Annotated in this window: 16 protein-coding genes and 1 pseudogene; 8 read left to right on the top strand and 9 right to left on the bottom strand. The window is 60.9% G+C overall.

What is annotated here, in order from left to right:
• The first annotated feature begins 36 nt into the window (after positions 1-36).
• Complete coding sequence (locus HPA01S_RS11265; protein WP_066269955.1) at positions 37-1,029, top strand: Bug family tripartite tricarboxylate transporter substrate binding protein; 993 nt, start codon at positions 37-39, stop codon at positions 1,027-1,029.
• 475 nt (positions 1,030-1,504) lie between these two features.
• Here HPA01S_RS11265 and HPA01S_RS23810 read toward each other — a convergent pair.
• From HPA01S_RS23810 to HPA01S_RS11250, 3 genes and pseudogenes are all read right to left on the bottom strand, one after another.
• Positions 1,505-1,618: pseudogene (locus HPA01S_RS23810) on the bottom strand (helix-turn-helix domain-containing protein); the annotation flags it as partial.
• 1,115 nt (positions 1,619-2,733) lie between these two features.
• Positions 2,734-4,287, bottom strand: a complete 1,554-nt coding sequence (locus tag HPA01S_RS23715) for a methyl-accepting chemotaxis protein (RefSeq protein WP_066269952.1) — start codon at positions 4,285-4,287, stop codon at positions 2,734-2,736.
• A 37-nt stretch (positions 4,288-4,324) separates the two neighbouring features.
• On the bottom strand, positions 4,325-4,846 hold the full coding sequence (locus tag HPA01S_RS11250) for a chemotaxis protein CheW (protein ID WP_066269950.1): 522 nt from the start codon (positions 4,844-4,846) through the stop codon (positions 4,325-4,327).
• Positions 4,847-5,132: 286 nt separating this feature from the next.
• Here HPA01S_RS11250 and HPA01S_RS11245 point away from each other — a divergent pair, with 286 nt between their 5' ends.
• Complete coding sequence (locus tag HPA01S_RS11245) at positions 5,133-5,888, top strand: substrate binding domain-containing protein (RefSeq protein ID WP_245638624.1); 756 nt, start codon at positions 5,133-5,135, stop codon at positions 5,886-5,888.
• 142 nt (positions 5,889-6,030) lie between these two features.
• Entirely contained in the window at positions 6,031-6,225 is a 195-nt protein-coding gene (locus HPA01S_RS11240) for a tautomerase family protein (RefSeq protein ID WP_066269946.1), read from the top strand.
• Between the two features lie 56 nt (positions 6,226-6,281).
• Here HPA01S_RS11240 and HPA01S_RS11235 read toward each other — a convergent pair whose 3' ends face one another.
• From HPA01S_RS11235 to HPA01S_RS11210, 6 genes are all read right to left on the bottom strand, one after another.
• Positions 6,282-7,733, bottom strand: coding sequence for an aldehyde dehydrogenase (locus tag HPA01S_RS11235; protein ID WP_066269944.1), 1,452 nt, complete (start codon positions 7,731-7,733; stop codon positions 6,282-6,284).
• Between the two features lie 59 nt (positions 7,734-7,792).
• Positions 7,793-9,529, bottom strand: coding sequence for a GMC family oxidoreductase (locus HPA01S_RS11230; protein ID WP_066269942.1), 1,737 nt, complete (start codon positions 9,527-9,529; stop codon positions 7,793-7,795).
• Between the two features lie 197 nt (positions 9,530-9,726).
• Positions 9,727-10,989: a helix-turn-helix domain-containing protein gene (locus HPA01S_RS11225; protein ID WP_066269940.1), complete on the bottom strand. Its 1,263-nt coding sequence runs from the start codon at positions 10,987-10,989 to the stop codon at positions 9,727-9,729.
• 252 nt (positions 10,990-11,241) lie between these two features.
• On the bottom strand, positions 11,242-13,095 hold the full coding sequence (locus HPA01S_RS11220) for a tannase/feruloyl esterase family alpha/beta hydrolase (protein WP_157084976.1): 1,854 nt from the start codon (positions 13,093-13,095) through the stop codon (positions 11,242-11,244).
• Between the two features lie 224 nt (positions 13,096-13,319).
• Positions 13,320-14,342: a LysR family transcriptional regulator gene (locus tag HPA01S_RS11215; protein ID WP_066269937.1), complete on the bottom strand. Its 1,023-nt coding sequence runs from the start codon at positions 14,340-14,342 to the stop codon at positions 13,320-13,322.
• A gap of 28 nt (positions 14,343-14,370) precedes the next feature.
• Positions 14,371-15,306 (bottom strand): LysR family transcriptional regulator, encoded by a 936-nt coding sequence (locus HPA01S_RS11210; protein WP_066269936.1) that lies wholly within the window; start codon positions 15,304-15,306, stop codon positions 14,371-14,373.
• A 118-nt stretch (positions 15,307-15,424) separates the two neighbouring features.
• On the opposite strand from HPA01S_RS11210, the gene HPA01S_RS11205 reads away from it, so the two are divergent.
• From HPA01S_RS11205 to HPA01S_RS11185, 5 genes are all read left to right on the top strand, one after another.
• Positions 15,425-16,411 (top strand): 2Fe-2S iron-sulfur cluster-binding protein, encoded by a 987-nt coding sequence (locus HPA01S_RS11205; RefSeq protein WP_066269935.1) that lies wholly within the window; start codon positions 15,425-15,427, stop codon positions 16,409-16,411.
• Between the two features lie 10 nt (positions 16,412-16,421).
• Positions 16,422-17,468 carry a gentisate 1,2-dioxygenase gene (gene gtdA, locus HPA01S_RS11200; protein ID WP_066269934.1) on the top strand — a complete coding sequence of 349 codons (1,047 nt, stop codon included), beginning with the start codon at positions 16,422-16,424 and terminating at the stop codon, positions 17,466-17,468.
• 40 nt (positions 17,469-17,508) lie between these two features.
• Positions 17,509-18,204, top strand: a complete 696-nt coding sequence (locus tag HPA01S_RS11195; protein WP_066269932.1) for a fumarylacetoacetate hydrolase family protein — start codon at positions 17,509-17,511, stop codon at positions 18,202-18,204.
• Between the two features lie 72 nt (positions 18,205-18,276).
• A complete protein-coding gene (locus HPA01S_RS11190; protein ID WP_066269930.1) occupies positions 18,277-19,542 on the top strand; it encodes an aromatic ring-hydroxylating dioxygenase subunit alpha in 1,266 nt (421 codons plus the stop codon).
• The gene (locus tag HPA01S_RS11185) at positions 19,539-20,033 is read left to right on the top strand and encodes an aromatic-ring-hydroxylating dioxygenase subunit beta (RefSeq protein WP_174525295.1); all 495 of its coding nucleotides are present in this window, start codon (positions 19,539-19,541) and stop codon (positions 20,031-20,033) included. Before HPA01S_RS11190 ends, HPA01S_RS11185 begins: the two co-directional genes overlap by 4 nt.
• Positions 20,034-20,046 lie beyond the last annotated feature (13 nt).

Raw genomic sequence — 20,046 nt, 5'->3', positions numbered from 1 at the left:
AATCGAATCTAGATCAACAATACATAGGAGACAGACGTGCGAAATTTCTTAAAACTCTTTCGGGCCCGCAGTGTTGTTGCATGCACGCTTTGCACTTTTGCGCTCGCGGCTGTGGCGCAAACCGATGGCCCCTTCCCCACGCGCCTTGTCACCGTAGTGGTGCCCTTCACGGCGGCTGGGCCGACCGATGCCCTTGCGCGCGCGCTGACGCAGGGTATGCGCCAAGGGCTTGGGCAACCCTTGGTGGTTGACAACAGACCGGGTGCGGGCGGCAACATCGGGGCAGCGCACGTCGCCAAATCCGCAGCTGATGGATACACGCTCCTGTTCGGAAGTTCAGGACCGTTGGTCATCAACACGAGCCTGTATAAGAACGCGGGCTTTGATCCGCTGAAGGATTTCACGCCCATCGCCTATGTGGGTGAGATTCCGAACGTGCTCGTTGTGAATGCCGCATCTTCGCTGCGAACGCTGCCCGAGCTGGTGTCTCACGCGAAAGTCCAAGAAGGATTGACCTATGCCTCCTCCGGCAACGGAAGCACCAACCACCTTGCGGGCGAAATGTTCAATCGCAACGTGGGCGCCAAGCTGATGCACGTGCCCTACAAAGGAACCGCACCAGCGTTGAACGATCTCTTGGGCAACCAGGTAACGATGATGTACTTGGACGTTCTGACAGCAGCGCCGCACATCAAGAGCGGCAAGCTCCGTCCATTGGGGGTTGCAGCTGCTCGTCGCTCCACGGTGCTTCCCGACGTGCCGACGTTCCGGGAGCAGGGAGTGCCTTCGATGGATCTGGGCGTCGCGTTTGGGCTCGTCGGGCCTGCAGGTTTGCAAAAGGATGTCGTCGAAAGATTGGGCGCCGTGGCACAGGCCGCGCTTCACACGCCCGAGATGCAAGAGACCTTTGCCCGCCAGGGCGTCGAAACGTCAGCCATCGACACGCCAAAGAAGTATGCAGACTACCTTCGAGCGCAAGTGGAAAGTTGGCGCGAGGTAGTGCGGGTGACGGGTGCGAAGGCTGACTGACACTGGGTCTCGAATCCTGCCAACTGAGCCACTGGAGCATTGCCGCTTCGGCGGTAACCATCGCGATGTGAACAGGGATGGAAGAAGGTCCTCCGCGCCTTTTTGGCGGCACGCTCGCGGCAAGAGCGTGGCTCAGGGTCACACCGCACCCCATTGCTGAAGCCCGAGGTGTTCGATGGTGAATCCCTGCGCCGACAGACTGCCAGCTCCGAGAGGGTGCCCAGCGATCATGGTTTCGACCTCGCCGGCCTTGAGTTCGCTCGATGTATCTGCCAACTGCCTTATTGACGAGCAGAACGCCGGGCAACGCGTTCTGTTTGGCGAGCGATACTTGGTTGCGTGGCAACAGCGTCCAGGTGCGGAACGGTGTAGCGCCGATCCTCAGCCGCTCGTGAAGCGGCGCCGACAGCTGCTCCATCTCCGCCAGCAGCACGCGGCCGCGCTGCACGTCCAGCGTAGGGGCACCGGTAAGCACGACGCCACGGGGAAGGTGGTGGAACAGCGGCTGCTCGAATAGCGCCTCCACTTCCTTCAAACCTTTGCTGACCGCCGCCGTGGTCATGTGAAGACGCTGCGTCGCGGCCTGCATGTTGCCGGGTGTCGGCCACCGTGCCGATCAACTCCAACTGGCGAAAGCGCAGCGCTGCCCTGAGCCGTTGAGACGGGTTTCTCACGCCGCTGCTGTCGTGGGTTCGTCCAAGGCCGCAGGCGCGACCAGCGGCAAGTCATCGGGCCGAAGAGACGATCGATCCGCGTCGAGTGCTCAGGGCTTCTTCCTGGTATCGACTCAAAGAATTCGCCGATGCGGTTGGACATCTGAACCAGATTTTCAATGTCCATGTGCCCGCACGTGAAGGGGCGATGAAAAGCGTTCGGGGAAAGTGTAAAGCGCACAGTCGTCGCCACGCATGAAAGCGGCGAGGGCCATGCCCAGCTCCCGCACAGTGCGCACGGAGAGGGGTCGGCGCCGAGACTGCCGACAGGCGGCCAACGGCGGCCCGTCTCGTCGGTTCTCGATCTGGTACTTCTCAGGAGGAAGTAGCGAAAAAAAAAGCAGTTCACCCGGTCGATGGGGATCGACGGTGCGTAGACCGAGGCATGGACATTGTGCATACCGCCCAACAATTTGGGCTCTGCGAAAAGACCGCAGGGCCCGGAGCCACATCGTATGAAGTCCAACGGCCTTCCTAACCCACAGGCCATCCGACTCATGAAGTGAGGCTCCGTCTCAGCCGCGCGTGAGGCGGTGCGGAGCCTCCCCCTTTTGCAGCAACGAATCTCAGAAAATTTTGAAGGCCGGGCCAGTCACGGATTCCATGCGATCACACACCGCTTCTCGGCCCTACGCACAGCGTCACAAAAAAACGCCTCTGAAACGCCACCATCAAAGCCGGAAATTGCATCACCATCAAGCGGTTGCGGTCAAAGCGATCACCCAATGTCAACAAGGCCAAGGCGCAGCCCGCCAGCGTGCAGCTCGTTTGAGTTCTCATCCGTTGCTACGGAGCAAGATCTCGCTGAGCGCGCGTCACCACATCGAATACCGCAAGGGCCTTGGCCTTGCTGCACAACCAGTCCAAGATCGCCGCCGCACCCCCGACACTGCATCCCCATTCACAAGAACATGGAGGTGCCCCAGTCTTCTGCGCTTCCTCCACTCGGTGACCTCCAGCGCCCGTGGAGCCTTAGCCCAGCGTCGAATTCTCAGACCTTGAACACTCCCACAATCTCGGCCAGTCGAGCGGATTGATTCTTGAGGCTCTCCGCAGCAGCCGCACTTTCCTCAACCAGTGCAGCGTTCTGCTGTGTAACCTGATCAAGCTGGTTTACGGCATCACCCACTTGGCTGATGCCCTGCGTCTGCTCGACGCTTGCCGAGCTGATCTCCGCGATCATGTCGGTGACACGCTTGACTTGGCTCACGATGCTATCCATGTTCTGTCCCGCGTCCCCCACTAGCCGGGACCCGATTTCCACTTTCTCAACGCTGTCGTTGATCAGGATTTTGATTTCTTTGGCTGCGCCAGCGCTGCGCTGAGCCAGATTGCGCACCTCCCCGGCCACCACGGCAAAGCCACGCCCTTGCTCGCCAGCGCGCGCGGCCTCCACTGCGGCGTTCAGTGCGAGGATGTTGGTTTGAAATGCGATGCCATCGATCACCCCGATGATGTCGACAATCTTCTTGGAGCTGGCAGTAATGTCTTGCATGGTACCGACCACCCGACCGACCACCTCGCCACCTTTGACGGCCGCTTCGCTTGCGGTAGCCGCAAGTTGATTTGCCTGACGTGCCGTCTCCGAGTTCTGACGCACGGTGGACGTAAGCTCCTCCATCGAGGCGGCTGTCTGCTCAAGGTTGCTCGCCTGCGCCTCTGTGCGCTGGCTCAGGTCGTTGTTGCCGATAGCGATCTGCGTGCTTCCCGTGGCAATCGACTCGGAGCTCGACCGCACGTTGTTCACGATGTCAAGCAGGCTGGCGTTCATGGTTTTGAGCGCATTCAGAAGTTGCCCAGTCTCATCCTGGCTTGTGACTTCAATGCGTGACGTCAGGTCGCCGGCGGCCACTGTCTCTGCCACGCGAACGGCTTCGTTCAAGGGTCTCGTGATCGAGCGGCTGATGACGATCCCCAGCGTCATACCAATGCCAACCGCCGCCGCGATCAGAATCAGCATCATGGTCATACTAGAGGTGAACAGCGCGCCGGTCAGATCTTTGGCGTTTCTCGCGTCCGCTTCCTTGAGCTTGGACAACTCGTTGAGCAGTTCATCGATCTTGTTGGCATCGGCACGCGTATCGTGCAGCAGCTTGGACAATGCCTCGCTTCGGCTTGCAACTGGCTCTTGCGCCGCCAGAGTGAGCATGGCAGCCTGTTCTTGCGAGTAGGACGCAAACACAGTGTCCAACTCGGAGAACATTCGTTTGGCCGCCTCCGAAGAAAACAGCGGCTTGGCTGTTCTGATCGCTTCTTGGGCGTTCGCAAGACTTTTTTCTAAAGAAGCCTTGTGTGCGGCGCGTTCCTCCTGCGACGTCGCGAGGAGGTAGTTGCCGCGAGCGCGTCCTGCGTAAATCAGGTTAATGTTCGAATCCTTGATGTGCGACAGACCCAGCAGCTCTTTCTCATACATGTGAGTGGCTTGGTCGTTGATCTTCGACATGTTGATGAGGCCGATGCCACCGACCAGCGCGCAGATGGCGCAGACGACCAAGAACGCCGAGATCAGGCGCGTGCCGACCTTGAGGTTTTTGATGAAGTTCATGCGAATTCCCTCTTTTGATGTGTGCTGTGGACGGTGTTCAGTGCACGGACGCGTTGTCCATCAAGCCCATGTCGCTGTCGGACATGAGGGCTTCGATGTCCATCAGGATCAACATGCGCTCGGCCACGGTGGCGATGCCCGTGATGAAGCTGGTGTTGACGTTGATGTTCATCTCGGGCGCCGCCTTGATGAGGTCGCCCGTGAGTTCGAGCACGTCGGAGACGGCATCGACCACGGCGCCGACGACGCGACCGTGCACGTTGAGCACGATGACCACGGTGAAGTCGTTGTATTCGACCTTGTCGCAACCGAGCTTGATGCGCAGGTCCACCACCGGCACGATGACGCCGCGCAGGTTGACCACGCCCTTGATGAACGGGGGCGCGTTGGCGATGCGGGTGGGCTCTTCGTAAGAACGGATTTCCTGCACGCGCAGGATATCGATGCCGTATTCCTCGCCGCCCAGTCGGAAGGTCAGGAATTCGGCGCTTGCTTGCCTGGCACTCTGATGGCGAAGGTGTACCAGGGGCGTTGCAGTTTGCGGGTGTTCGATGTTCATGGCGGTCCTTTAGAAGTCGTTCCTTAGACTATCGGTGTTTAATTTTTTATCTAAAGACCAGTAAGCCACCGATAGCAGCCCTTGTTCTCGACTTCACGGAAAATATTGCTCCTTGTGCGCTTTTTCGCAAGAAAATTGGTTTCGCCCACTTAGCACCGATGTAATCGACCAAGCTGAACCAGGTGGAGTTGTGTTTTGTCTAGATCGAGCGCGATGTCATATCTGTCACGGCGCATTACTCCTGATTCAATCGTTGCCGCCCACTAGCTGCGCCCATACGCGGTTGTTGCAACGCACGACGCGCCGTATTTCGCTCACCAGCGAGGGCCAGGCGTACTACCAACGCTGCAAGGAAATTTTGCTGGTGGTGCAGGAAGCAGAGACCGAGGTCGGCTCCACCGCCGCCCTGGCCCATGGGCGCGTGCGGATTGGTGCCCCTCAAACGTTTGGTGCGCTGCATTTGTCTGCCCTGTGGGGACGCTTAGCCGCAGAGAACCCGCATGTCTCACTGGACATCGTGCTCACCGACCGCGTGGTCGACATGGTGGAGGAAGGCTACGACCTGGTCGTGCGAATCGCTCAGTTGTCCGACTCCAGCCTGGTGAGCCGTTTACTGGCCCGCACGCGCATGGTCTTGTGTGCCTCACCGCAGTACCTCGAACAACACGGTGCACCCACCCACTTGCAAGATTTGACGGAGCATGCGGTCGTCTCGTACAGCTACTGGTCGACAGGCGATGTCTGGAGTTTCCAGGGCCCCAAGGGCGAAGAGACCGTGCGCATGAAACCACGCATTCACGCCAACAACGGTGATACCTGTCGTGCGGCTGCGCTGGCGCATCAGGGGGTTGTTCTGCAACCGGACTTTCTGGTCCACGAAGATCTGCGCAGCGGTGCACTGGTGGAGCTCCTGCCTCATCTGCGCGGCACCGAGCTGGGTATCTTCGCGGTCTATCCCACACGCAAACAATTGCCGCTGAAGGTCCGGCGCCTGGTGTACTTTCTGGCGGACGCCCTGAAGACGCCGCCTTGGGCGATCTGACCGATCAGACTGAATGCACCGTTCCATGGGCTCGCTGCTTGTCTCCCGTGGCGAGACAAACAGTCTCACTGGAAGGGATTTATCAATCCCTTGATGACCAATAGACTGGCCGGCTGTTCACCCACTACCCAGGAAACTCACCATGCCAGTCGTACGCGTCAGTTGGTTTGAAGGCAAAGATGCCAAGGCCAAACAAGCAGTAGCCGCCGAAGTCACCGAAAGCATCGTGCGCAACACCGGCACACCCGCCGAATACATCTACGTGATCTTCGAGGACGTAGCACCCTCCGATTGGGCCGGCGCAGACAAGCTGTTCGGCGAAACGTCCACGGCGTAGTCACCCGCCGAAGTTGAGGCGTGTCGACTCTTGTGGCCGACACGCCTCGTCCCCACTCAGACGGGGTAGTCCTGCTTCAGCGGCTCCAGGGTGATCCACTTGAGTTCAGTGAACTCGTCGATCACCGCACGGCCATCGAAGCGTCCATAGCCACTGTGCTTGGTTCCGCCGTAGGGAGCCTGGGCCTCGTTTTGCACGGTGGCTCCGTTGACGTGCACCGAGCCCGAGTCGATCTGCATCGCGACATCGAGTGCGCGCATGACATCGCGGCCAAACACGCCTGCAGAGAGACCATAGGCCGTGTCATTGGCCATGGCGATCGCTTCTTCAACACCCTTGACCCGCACCACTGTGGTCACAGGACCAAACGTTTCTTCGTCAAAGATTTTCATGCCGGGCTTGACGTGATCCACGATGGTGGCAGGCATCTCTGCGCCGGAGGCGTGACCACCGCAGGCCAGTTTGGCGCCTTTGGCCACTGCGTCTTCCAGCATCGAGTTCAGGCGTGGCCCGGAGTCCTTGGTGACCATCGGGCCAATCACGCAACCGGGGTTTTTGCTCGGGTCTCCCACGGGGAGTGCCTTGGCCGAAACAGCGAATTTGGCAACGAACTCATCGGCGATGGATTCGTCCACCACGATGCGCTCGGTGGACATGCAGATCTGGCCTTGGTATAAAAACGCCCCAAAGACGGCGGCCTTGACCGCCTCGTCCACGTCGGCGTCGTCCAGCACCACCAGGGGCGCCTTGCCACCGAGCTCCAGCAGGCAGCGTTTCAGTTGGGTCGCAGCCTTCTCGGCAATGATGCGACCCACCCGTGTTGAACCCGTGAAATTGATGCGGCGCACAGCCGGGTGCGCGATGAGTGCATCGATCACTTCCGGCGCGTCCTTGGGGGCGTTGCTCAGCAGGTTGAGCACACCGGGCGGCAGACCCGCTTCCACCAAGGCCTCGGCCACCAGCATGTGGGTGCGCGGGCTGGATTCGGAAGCTCGGAAGACCACCGTGTTGCCGCAAACGATCGGGTACGCAATGGCGCGGGCTGCAAGCACCACAGGCCCGTTCCAGGGAACGATGCTCAAGATCACGCCCACCGGCTGGCGCACCGTCATCGACAGCGTTCCCGGTTTGTCGGTGGGAATGGTCTCGCCTTGGGTTTGTGTGGCCAGTCCAGCGGCTTCCCGGAAGAGGTTGGCTGCGAGGAACACGTTGAAGCCTGCCCACAGAGCAGATGCGCCCACCTCAGCCGCCATCGTTTCAATGAATGCCGGAGTGCGCGCTTCGAGCGCATCGGCCGCCTTCAGCATGATCCGGCGGCGCTCGCTGGGGGACGACTTCCGCCAGATCTTGTAGGCCTTAACCGCAGAGTCGACGGCTGCGTTGGCGTCGGAGACGCTGCCCGCAGCGGCGCGTGTGACCACGCTTCCAGAGGTGGGATGAATGCGCTCGAACGTTGAGCCCCCTTGGGCCGCGCGGGTCTCGTTGTCGATCAGCAGTTGTGTTTCCATGTCGTTGTCTCCAGGTTGAAAAAATGTTGGCCGAACCACTTGATGGCAGTTCGAAGGGTTCAGGCTTTTGCGAGGATCTCGGCCATGCGTTCGCCGATGAGAGCGCAGGTCGCCATCGTGGCGACGCCGGGTATGCGGGGCATGACCGAGCTGTCTGCAATGCGCAGACCCTGGATCCCGTTTACGCGGAGCTGGGCGTCCACGACCGCGCGCGAGTCCTTGCCCATCCGGCAGGTCCCCGCCTGGTGGAAATAGGTCGTTGCGCCATCGCGCACGAAATCCTCCATCGCTTTTCCGCTGAGCTTTTTGCCAGGGGCCACCTCGCGTTTGACGAAGTCGCGCATTGCAGCGGAGTTGCCGATGTCGCGGGCCACTTCAATGCCGTGAGCCAATGCCTTGACGTCATCGGGGTGGCTGAGGAATCGGGCGTCGATGATTGGACGGTCGTCGGGTTGGGCGGAACGCAGCCGCACGGCACCCCGGCTCTTCGGCGCAACCAAGCCGGCACACAGCGCCCAACTCGTCGCGGGAGGGTTGTACTGCTTGCCCACCACGCCGCTGGCGTAGGGCAACTCAATCTGCACCAGATTGATGTCTGGTGTGGCGAGGCTTTGCTGGCTCTTCACGAACCCCGAAGCATTGGCTGCGCTGTTGCGATGGGGGATGTGTTCCTTGGGCTCCCAGATGCAACCACCATGGAGCAGGTGGTCCTGGAAGTTCTCGCCGACCTCAGGCGCATGCACCAGTGTCTGGATGCCATGGGTTTTCAGGTGGGCTTCATTGCCAATGCCACTGAGCATGAGCAGCTTGGGCGTGTTGACGCCGCCAGAGCACACGATCACCTCCGACTTCGCAGTGATGCGCCGTGTGCCTCTGCCATCGCGAACCTCGATGCCCGAGGCACGGGTTCCGCTGAACGTGAGCCGATCCACATGGGTGCGCACCAGCAAGGTCACGTTCTTCTGCGACAGCACGGGATAGAGGTAGGCGCGCGCCATGCTCTGACGCTGACCGTCCTTGATGATCTGGTTCATCAACGCAAAGCCGCCGCCGCCCTCCTCGCGGGCGCCGTTCAAGTCCTCCAGCATCGGCATGCCCAGGCTGCGGCAAGCCTCCAGCATGGCCATGGCCACGGGATGAGGGTTGCTGGCGGGCTGGCACCAAACCGGTCCACCCTGGCCTCTGTAGCGAGCACTGGGCGCGCCTTGCCAGTTCTCCATGCGCCGGTAAATGCCCAGCGCATGTTCATAACCCCAGGCAGGATCCCCGCTCTCTTGCGCCCAGAACGACAGGTCGTTCTTGAAGGGGCGTGCCCAGATCGTGGCATTGATGCTGCTGCCGCCGCCCACCACCCTGCCCATGTGTTCGGGGATGGCACGAAAGTTGGTACCCGTCGACGGAATGGCCACGTCTTTCCAGTCTCGCTCGGTACCAAGGTTCGTGAACCATGCGCTAGGGTTCATCACCGCAGGGGCGGTGTCCCAGTCGCCCGCTTCCACGACGAGGATGCTGGCATCCGGTCGGGTTGCGGCGAGGCGCCCCACCAAGGCGGAGCCAGAGCTGCCCGTGCCGACCACAACGTAGTCGTACTGGGGCAGCAGTGCTCGTGTGCGCTCGTCCTGGTTGCGCCGCATCGCTTCCAGCTGATCGGCCCAGGCAGATGCGCCAGTTGACATGAGGCCGGCTGCGGCCACGGCCCGAATGAAGTTGCGTCGGTCCATGCGACCCGCCAGGTAGCGGCGTTCCAGGCGCTCCAACGCGTCGGGACCTTGCTGGTTTGAAGTTGGTTGAGACATGAAGGGGGGGCTTCACTGGTAGAGGTTGACAGGCCATTCACGCATCGACTTCGAAGGGGGAAGTCGACACGGGCCTGCACGGTACCCCCGCATGTCATCGATCAAGAATCTCGGGTTTTCCCGAGGTGTTTGACTTGTTCTATTCCAGAACAGTCAGCGCACACAGCATGGCGATGCGCGATCGCAAATTCGCTCTGTCAGCTGGAAACGCCTTGATCCGAACCCATCCTGCGGTAGATCAAGCCGCGCGACACCTTCAGCTTTCTCGCGGCTTTGGAGACATTGCCGTTGCACTCGTCCAAAGCGCGAAAAATCAAGTCTCGATCCGATTCGCGCAACGACGCATCGACGGTCCGCTCAGACATCCTCTCTGTGTCTTCGGATGACTCTTCTGCAGCAACGATGCTTTCGGCGCCGTCGGCGGTCGAGGGGACCGCCCTTGACGGCACGTCCTCCGTCAGGAGGTCGTGGTTGGCGATGATAGTCCTTGGTGAGGCCGCCACCAGATCACGATGACCGTCGCGCGCTTGCAGATCCACCCGAGCCCATACCAGGAGTCCGTTCGGCAAACGGACGGGCGCAGGGTCCGAGAGGGTCAAATCCAGCAGCTCTGAAAGTCCCAGGCCCAAGACAACGTCAGCGCGGTGCTGCTCATGAACGTCCGTGGACGCCGGCAGACCCACCAGGCGGGAAGCCACGCCGTTGTGCCAGGCCAGCATGCCGTGGGTGTCCACGCCCAAGAGGCCGGTGTTCGGTGAGTCGAGCATGGACTCGGAAACCTGTATGCGGATCACGAGATGGTCGGCAGATTGAGCGATCAGCAACCTGTTCTCAATGGCGCCTGCGAAGATGCCCACGACAGCCGCTGCGTCGAACGCAAACGCCATGGCCTCGCTGGAGATGTCCAGCACACCCACCATGCGGCCATGCATGTCGCGGATCGGGGCCGCGGCACACTGCATGGCCTTGACGCTGTCGAAATAGTGCTCGGACCCCATCACGCAAACGGGTTGACCCGATCGAGCAACCACACCAGGTGCCGTCGTTCCCACGGCCTCTTCAGAAAGATTGACACCGATTCGTGTGGCGATCGGCATCAACTGTTCATGCGATCGACCCGCACACGTTGACCCGATCAGAACGCCCGTGGCATCGGTCAGCATTGCCGCGCATGACGTTGACTTCAGTGTCGCTTCCAGCCGGGGAAGCTCGGCCAACCAGGCTTCGTGCAAGGGACGGTTCTTCTGCAAAGCCAGATGGGCGCGGCTGGCCGTCACGGGTTGAAATTCGACCTTCCCGTGCGGATCGGTGTGAAGCCGCTGGCAGCGCGCCCACGACTGGAAGACAGCGTCGCTGATGACCCCCGAGGGCATCTGCCCTTCTTCAAAGTAGCGCTGGCGAGCCAGCTCGACGCGATCGGAGCGGCTGGTGAAAAACGGGTTGCTGGGCAGTTGAGGCATGGCTGAGCTGAGTTCCAGGACATCGGCTGAGCACACAAGTTTCATTGGCGGATGTATCCGGCACATGGTGGACACTGCTCCCGCACTTGGCAATCGTCCCTGTGAAATGGGGTTGATCACCCACGGTGATGGTGCGCCGCCGCAAACCGGACAGAGCGCGAGTTGAGCGCTACTCTTCCAGGACAGGCCAAAGGCAAAAAAAGCCAAGACCCGCAAGGGCCCTGGCTTCGCTTCTTTGGAAGAGACCTCCTGCTACTGGCATCGATAGCTGGTCGCACTCTTGATCGGACCCACCCCATCGTGGGAGATCTTCTTCGGATAGGGACAGATAGGAATCGAGACGTTTGAGTCGGCGCTATTGAGCACGAACGATTCCGGCGGCACCTTGTTTTCGACCCACTGGACAACGGCTTGGAAGAGTTGCCCGTCTACCAGCGCTGGCACGTTGTTGGCATCGGCCGCCGGGCTGTCAGAACCGCTGACTGCGCCGATACCACGGCAATGCGCTCGTCCCGGCACTAAAAACAGTCGATTGAATTTGGCAGTTTCGACAAAGCCGCCCATGACATTGGAAACGCGGTTGTAGTAATTCACCGAGCCAGCAGGCGGGACGAGGTTGTCATTCGTGCCATGGAAATGGATGATCTTTGCGCCGCGATCCCGAACACCCTTCAGATCGGGATGGTCCCCATTTATGTTGCCAAAGAATGGTTGCAAAGCAAGCCCCTGATTGTAAGAGTTGACCGCGTCTGCGTAAGTCATGTCTCTCCAGCCATTCTCACCATTGCCGGTTGCATTGACAAAGCCGGGTTGGGCCAGACGTGGATTCTGGAGATGCAATGCAGCCAGATCGGTTGAGATGGCAAACGGCAGGCTGCCTGCCAGTGAGGTCAAACTCGTGCCACGCGTCAGACCCCACCACAACTGGTTCGGTGCAAGCGTATTCGTGCTTGCGTTGTCAATTGCTGGGTCCGCATAGGTGCCGTCCGTGGTCTGGCCGAACCACATCTTGTTGACGGCTCGGGCCTCTGCCAGATTCACACAGAATGGGCTGTTGCTCGTGCCAACGACGCCAGCATGGCCGCTCACCCCGGCACAAAGCACGGATGCATCTTTGGTCGGGTCATATCGGCACGCGCCGGGATCTGTGATGAAACCCAGATGCTGCCCGTTGACCACGTCGCATGCGCTGGTCGCAGCCGCACTGATGGTGTTCAGCTTGGCGTCGCCCATTGCACCGCCAAGGTCCTGTTGCATGACAACCTGATGATAGAGCTCGGTGCTGATGAACTTCGTCCAGTTCACAACCGGGGCTTCGAGCACGTAACCATCGTAGTGTTCGGGATGGTCTTGAGCCATTCGATAGCCTTGCCTCCCCCCGGTGGAACATCCTTCGAAGTACGCGTACTTCGAGTCCTTCTGGTAGAAGGCCTTCGTCAAGGCTTTTGTCTTGAGCGCCAGTTCATGGGAGCTGCGATGCGCGAAGTCTTCCCAGAGGGGAGTGTTGATGCTGCCGTCCTGTCGCATCAGAAAGCTGCCGCCGCCCGTGGTGATCGAGTGGCCCGTATCGGTTTGCCCTACAACAAATCCCGTTGCGGCGGTCGCCGCGCCTCCCACGAAACCAATCAAGGTTTCTGAGGCATGAGTGCCGCCCGCAAAGCCACCGTTGCCAGCGTTTCGAATCCGCTCATTCCAGTTGGCGGGGGAAGGAAGCCACACCTCGATGCCGATGCCTGCAGAGTTCGAGACCGCAGTGGGCGGCGTGTCCTGAGCGCCAGGACCCACAAGCAACTTCACAAGGCAAAGGTCAGCTGCTGCGGCTGGGGGGGTTCCTGGGGTGTCGGGCAAGGCGAGAGGGTCGCCTTGTTTGTACGCTTTGACAAGGACAACGGTGGTTTTCGAATCAGGCTTGAACGCAGTCTTCATGCTTTCATCGCACTTGAGCGCGACCGACTCAGGCATCGGCGGTAGCGCTTGCTGACCATCGCCTCCGCCCCCGCCGCAGGCAGCAATCAGGATGGAGGTGGTGACAGTGGCAAGCGCAAGCATTCCGGCGCGGTGCTGCGAAGGTTCGCGTGAACTGCCTATTGGATGGGACTGGGTCATGGTGGTTCTACTTCTCGTCGTGTTGTGGAAACCCACGCATGGTGACCAGTCGCCCTCAAAGAGGCATGGGGAGAAACGAGGCCTTCATTGCCGGTGTCGAATAACGCTCCCATCCACGACCTGTCAAAGGGCTGCGGTATTCGCCGAGGAAATAGAGCCCATGCCTGTGCGATGAAAGGAATGACACCGCAAGAGCGAGAGCGCTCACCGAGCTCCTTCTCGTCTCAGAGCGATTGAGCGTTGCCCACCGCTCTGAACTGATCCACGACCAGGCTTTGCAGCCACAAGTTTGCAGAGTCGTTCCGATGCTTCTTGTTCCAGAACATGCAGATCTCAAGCGGTGCAAGCCCCACAGGATGCGCTCTGTAACTCAGATTGAAACGCCGGGTGCTGCGCCGCGCGAACGCTTCTGGAACCGTCGCGACGAGATCCGAACACTCGAGCACATCTGGCAAGGCCGAGAAGTGCGGTATGCGCAACCCAATGCGTCGCCCCTCGCAGGCTCGATCGATCTCTTCCTCGATGTGCGAGTACTCCGAGCCGGCAGACCAGACCACCGCATGCTCTGCAGCCGAGTAGTCCTGCAGCCTCGGGACTTCAACATCAAGTCGATGGCCTCGACGAAAAAGGCAGGCATGGTTTTGCGTGAACAGCAGCCGTCGCTGGAAATCAAGCGGCAGAAAGGGAAGATGGCCAATCGCAAGATCGACTTTCCCTTGCTCAAGATCGAAGCGCAAATTTGAGTCGGTGTTCCGGATGGTCGCGATTCTCAGCATTGGGCAGATGGACTTCGCAGCCTTCATCAGAATGGGCAGGAAGTGGAGCTCCCCAATTTCCGTCATGGCGATGGTGAATTGGCGCGGACCCGAAGCCACATCGAATGCATCACTGCGGGACATTGCCATGCCGATGTTCAGGAGCGCTTCTTTGATCTGGGGCATCATTTGCGTCGCGACTGGCGTCGGCTCCATCCCGTGGGCCGTGGGTGAGAAGAGCTTGTCACCCAACTCTTCACGCAGGCGTTTAAGTGCACTGCTTGCGGCTGGCTGAGAGATGCCAAGGTGCTCTGCGGCCAGTGAGACTTTCCGATCCTCGTGAATCTGCACCAGAACCCTCAGCAGGTTCAAATCAAGCTTATCCGGCGATGCTCGCATGGTGAGTGGTTTCGGTTTGTCGTGGGTCGCACTTTCTGCGATCGTGGTTCTTCGACGGCGGTATGTCAAGAGCCCGTCGTCAATGAAGTACATCACCCACTGTGATGTTGCGTCGCCGCATTCACTTCTGATTGGCGAACCGCGTTGTCACGACATCTTCGGCAAAGAGATCAAACACAACACCCCGAAGCCACTGACTCGCAGGTGAGCGATGGGCCTTGGCGTGCCAGAACGCATTGATGGCGACATCGGGCAACTTGACTGGGTGTTGCACCGGTGAGAGACCAAACGGTTTCGCCAGCTTTTGCGCCAAGCGCTCTGGCACCGTGGCAATCAGATCCGTGCTTTGCAGGATGTGCCCCACGCTCACGAAGTGAGGCACTGTCAAACGGATGGGCCGATCAATGCCTGCCTGGCGCATGAGTTCATCCACCTTTCCATGCCCGGTGCCCGCCGACATCACCACCAGGTGTTCGGCCGAGCGGAACTCGGCAACCGACAGCTTCTTTTTGTCGAGCGCATGACCCTTGCGCATGAGACACACGTACTTCTGATGGAACAGGCGCCGTTGGAAAAAACCGGCCTTCAGCTGCGGCAACAAGCCAATGGCCAGATCGACCTTGCCCGACTCCATGTCTTCCCGCAGGTTCACGGCGGTGTTCCTGACAGTGTTGAGGGTCAAGGCCGGCGCTTCCCGTCTGAGGCGCTCGATGAGCGCTGGAAGAAAAACGATCTCACCGATGTCCGTCATGCCGATCGTGACCGAGCCCTTGGCCTTGGCGGGGTCGAAACGGATCTGCTGGTTCAGGCCGCTGTGGATCATGCCCAGCGCGTAACCCACCGGCTCGGCCAGTTGCTCTGCGAAAGGCGTGGGGACCATGCCGGAAGGGGTTCGCAGGAACAGTTCATCGCCCAGCAGGCGCCGAAGTTTAGCCAGCGAGTTGCTCACCGCTGGCTGGGTCAGTCCCAGGTTGCCCGCCACCTTGGACACCTTGCGTTCCACCATGAGTTGCTGAAACAAAACCAGTTGGTTGAGGTCGATGTCCGTGAGTTCCATGCGCCGTCTCCATCATCACTACCAGTGATGTCCTGTATTCACGAGATTCTATTGGCTGATCGCTCGTGGCGCGAGATCATGCGCTCCCCCACAGCCAAATAGACCATCTGGTCACGCCATGGAAGTCCTTGTTCAGCCCCTCAATCGCATCGTCCAGGTCGAGCCCGGTGCCAATCTGCTCGAAGCACTTCGCGCTGCGCAGGTGCCGATGTCGTACTCGTGCATGGCGGGCCGGTGCGGAACCTGCCGGTGCAAGCTGGTGGCCGGCGACGTGCTGGAGGGTGGTGGCGACCAGCAGCGCCCCATCAATGGAGGCGATGCCTATGTGTTGGCCTGCCGCACGTACATCACCGAGCCCTGCACCATCGAGATCCCCGAGCCTGACGAGGTCGTGGTGCACACCGCGCGCATGGTCAAGGCGACGGTCGTTGAACTGGAAGACCTAACGCATGACATCAAACGGCTGGTGTTGAAGCCAGCGAAGCCGATTGAATTCTCGCCCGGGCAGTACGTGCAACTGCAATTCACCCCCGAGCATGCCCGGCCTTATTCCATGGCGGGTCTCAGCGACGATGGCATGTTTGAGTTTCACGTCCGCCTTGTCTCCGATGGCCGTGTGACGGGGTACATCGCCAACCAATTGAAGATCGGCGATGCGGTGAAGGTGAGTGGCCCCCTGGGCTCCGCCTACCTGCGGCGCAAGCACGAAGCGCCCATGCTCTGCGTGGCGGGTGGCACGGGGCTGGCGCCCATTCTCTCGATCTTGCGTGGTGCCATCGAGGGTGGCATGCGCAACCCCATCCACCTGTACTTCGGCGTTCGCTCGCCGAAAGATGTTTACGGCCTGGAGTGGCTGAAGGAACTCCAACATGCGCACCCCGAATTGAAGGTCCATGTGGTTGTCGGTTCGGGTGGCGACCCCTCCACGCAGCGTGGCGGACTGGTGACGCAAGCCATTGAGCAAGACCTGGGCGATCTCGACGGATGGCGAGCCTATCTGTGTGGATCACCACCCATGGTCGAAGCCGCCACGCTGGTGGCCAGGACGAAGGGCATTGCGCCCGAGCATGTGTATGCCGACGCCTTCTACACCCAGGGAACCTGAGGAAACGCAAATGGAAGCAACCGCAACCCCCACCAAGACCGGCACGGAACGCAGCGCGTACTACGCGCGCATCGGGCAACACAGCATGACGCCTTTGTGGGAGGTGCTTGGCGCCTTGGTGCCACCCCAGCCCCGGTCTCCGGTGGAGGCGACGCTCTGGCGGTACGCCGAGCTGCGCGAGCATGTGATGGAGGCCGGGCGTCTCATCACCGCAGAAGAAGCCGAGCGCCGGGTGCTCATTCTGGAGAACCCCGCACTGCGAGGCCACTCCTCCATCACGCAATCGTTGTACGCCGGCTTGCAATTGATCATGCCGGGCGAAGTGGCACCGGCGCACCGCCACACCCAGACCGCGCTGCGCCTGGTGCTGGACGGCGAAGGCGCCTACACCGCCGTCGATGGCGAGCGGACGACCATGCGCCGGGGCGATTTTATCATCACGCCCGCCTGGACCTGGCACGACCACGGCAACCTCGGCCACGAGCCGGTGGTGTGGCTGGACGGCCTCGACATTCCCATCGTGCGCTTCCTCGATGCCGGGTTCGCCGAGAAGAGCGAAGCCGAGCACCAGGCCGTGTTGCGGCCCGAGGGCGATGCCCTGGCGCGCTACGGCGCCAATATGGTGCCGGTTGATTTCTACCAGCAGCCGGCCGAGCCAACCAAAGTGTTTGTGTACCCGTGGGAGCGCACCATCGCCTCGCTCAAGGCGATCTCCGCAGGCACGCCCGATGCGCACTTCGGCCACAAGCAGCGCTACATCAACCCGGCCACCGGTCGCTCGCCCATGCCGACCATGGCGGCGTTCTCGCAGCTCATCCCCGCCGGCTTCGAGACCCGCGCCTACCGCTGCACCGACGGCACGGTGTACGTGTGCCTGAAGGGCCGCGCGCAAGCCAGCGTCGAGGGGGTGACCTACACCTTGAACGAGAACGACGTGCTGGTCGTGCCGTCCTGGCACGCCGTGCAGTTCCACGCCAGCGCCGAGACGGTGCTCTTCAGTTATTCCGACCGTCCCGTGCAGCAGGCACTGGGTCTGTGGCGCGAGTTGCGCGCCTGAACCGCCCCCCCATTTTTTGCAACGCCAACCCGAGCCTCCCATGAACTACGCCATTGCTCCTGCACCCGTCACCTCGCTCACCGTGGAAGGCATCGCCGAGCGGTTCCCGGTCAACCGCATCTTCTGCGTGGGGCGCAACTACGCGGCGCATGCCCGCGAGATGGGCAAGGACCCCGACCGCGATCCGCCCTTCTTCTTCATGAAGCCGGCCAATGCCGCGGTCGATGCGGCCGCGCCCGTGGGCATTCCGTATCCGCCCAAGACCGCCAACTTCCACCACGAAATCGAATTGGTCGTGGCGATCGGCAAAGGCGGCAAGAACATTGCCGTGGACCAGGCGCTCGACCATGTGTACGGCTATGCCGTCGGCCTGGACATGACGCGGCGCGACCTGCAGCTCGACGCGCGCGACAAGGGCCGCCCCTGGGAGTTCGGCAAGTCGTTCGCCTTGTCCGCGCCCATCGGCGCGGTCTCGCGCGCCGCAGCGCAAGGGCATCTGAACGAGGGCGCCATCAGCGTCACCGTCAACGGCGGTGCGCGCCAGTCGTCCGACGTGACCAAGCTGATCTGGTCGGTGTCCGAATGCATCGCCTACCTCAGCGAATACGAAACGCTCGAGCCCGGCGATCTGATCATGACCGGCACGCCGGAAGGCGTGAACGCGGTGGTCGCGGGCGACGTGATGCAGGGCGAGATCAGCGGCCTGAGTGGGATCACCGTCAAGGTGACGGCGTAACAGAAAACGAGAGCGGTCTGTCAGTGGGGTGGTCAACGGAGCCACCCCGATGTCGATACCAGGAGACAAGCAATGAGCACATCCACCGGAACCTTTCCCGCCAAGATCCATTGGGAATCTGAGAGCTCGAGCCGGATTCCCTTCATGGCCTACACCGACCCGGACCAGCACAAGAAGGAGCTGGAGCGGTTCTTCTACACAAAGCACTGGAACTACGTCGGGCTGGAGGCGGAGGTGCCGAACACGGGTGACTTCAAGCGCACGGTGGTCGGCGAGCGCTCGGTGATCATGGTGCGCGACGCGGACGGCGGCATCAGCGTGGTCGAGAACGTCTGCGCCCACCGGGGCATGCAGTTCTGCCGCGAACGCCACGGCAACAAAAAAGAGTTCGTCTGCCCCTACCACCAGTGGAGCTACACGCTCAAGGGCAACCTGCAGGGCGTTCCATTTCGGCGCGGCGTGAAGCAGGACGGCAAGGTCAACGGCGGCATGCCGGCCGACTTCAAGACCCCCGACCACGGTCTGAACAAGCTCAAGGTGGCGACGCGCGGAGGAGTTGTGTTCGCCAGCTTTGATCACGAGATCGAATCGCTCGAAGACTTCCTCGGCCCGACCATCCTTGCTTACTTCGACCGCCTCTTTGACGGGCGCCAGCTGAAGATCCTGGGCTACAACCGCCAGCGCATTCCAGGCAACTGGAAGCTGATGCAAGAGAACATCAAGGACCCCTACCACCCGGGCTTGTTGCACACCTGGTTCGTCACCTTCGGTCTATGGCGCGCCGACAACAAGAGCGAGCTGAAGATGGACGCGAAGCACCGGCACGCGGCCATGATCTCCACACGCGGTCAGTCGGGCAAGGCCGAGCAGGTAACGCAGGTTTCCAGCTTCAAGGAGAGCATGGAGTTGCACGATCCGCGCTTCCTCGACATCGTGCCAGAGCCCTGGTGGAAGGGGCCGACGGCCGTGATGATGACGCTCTTTCCGAGCGTGATCCTGCAGCAGCAGGTCAACAGCGTCTCGACGCGCCACATACAGCCCGACGGGCATGGCTCGTTCGATTTTGTCTGGACCCATTTCGGCTTCGAGGACGACACCGAAGAGATGACGCAGCGCCGCCTGCGACAGGCCAACCTGTTCGGTCCTGCCGGCTTCGTGTCGGCCGACGATGGCGAGGTGATCGAGCTGTCGCAGATGGGCTTCGAGCAGAAGCCCTACCACCGCACGCTGGCCGAGCTCGGTGGCCGCACCGTCGAGGACACCGACCACATGGTGACGGAGACGCTGATCCGTGGCATGTACGAATACTGGCGCGAAGTGATGGAGGCCGACGCATGAGCACCCACCCTGCCGTCAACATCGGCTTTGCCGACTACCTGCAGCTCGCCCAGCTGTACGCCGACTACGCCCAGGCCGTCGATTCCGGCAACTGGGATCTCTGGTCCGAGTTCTTCACCGACGACTGCATCTACAAGCTCACACCGCGCGAGAACCACGAGCGCGGCTTTCCGCTGGCCACGCTGTTCTTCGAAAGCAAGGGCATGTTGAAGGACCGCGTTTACGGCATCCGGGAAACGCTGTTCCACGACCCGTACTACCAGCGGCATGTGGTCGGTGCACCGTTGATCCACAAGGCCGAAGCCGATCGCTTCGAGACTGAGGCCAATTACGCGGTGTTCCGCACCAAGCTGTCGCAGGAATCGACGGTCTTCAACGTCGGCCGCTACATCGACGTGGTCGTGCGCACGCCGCAAGGCCTGAAGTTCGCGTCGCGCCAGTGTGTATACGACAGCGAAATGATCCCGAATTCCATCATCTATCCGATCTGAGCGAGAGCGACAC

Source organism: Hydrogenophaga palleronii NBRC 102513 (assembly GCF_001571225.1).
Lineage (GTDB): Bacteria > Pseudomonadota > Gammaproteobacteria > Burkholderiales > Burkholderiaceae_C > Hydrogenophaga > Hydrogenophaga palleronii.
The sequence above is the reverse complement of the archived record's forward strand: the minus strand, read 5'-3'. Positions and strand labels throughout refer to the sequence as shown.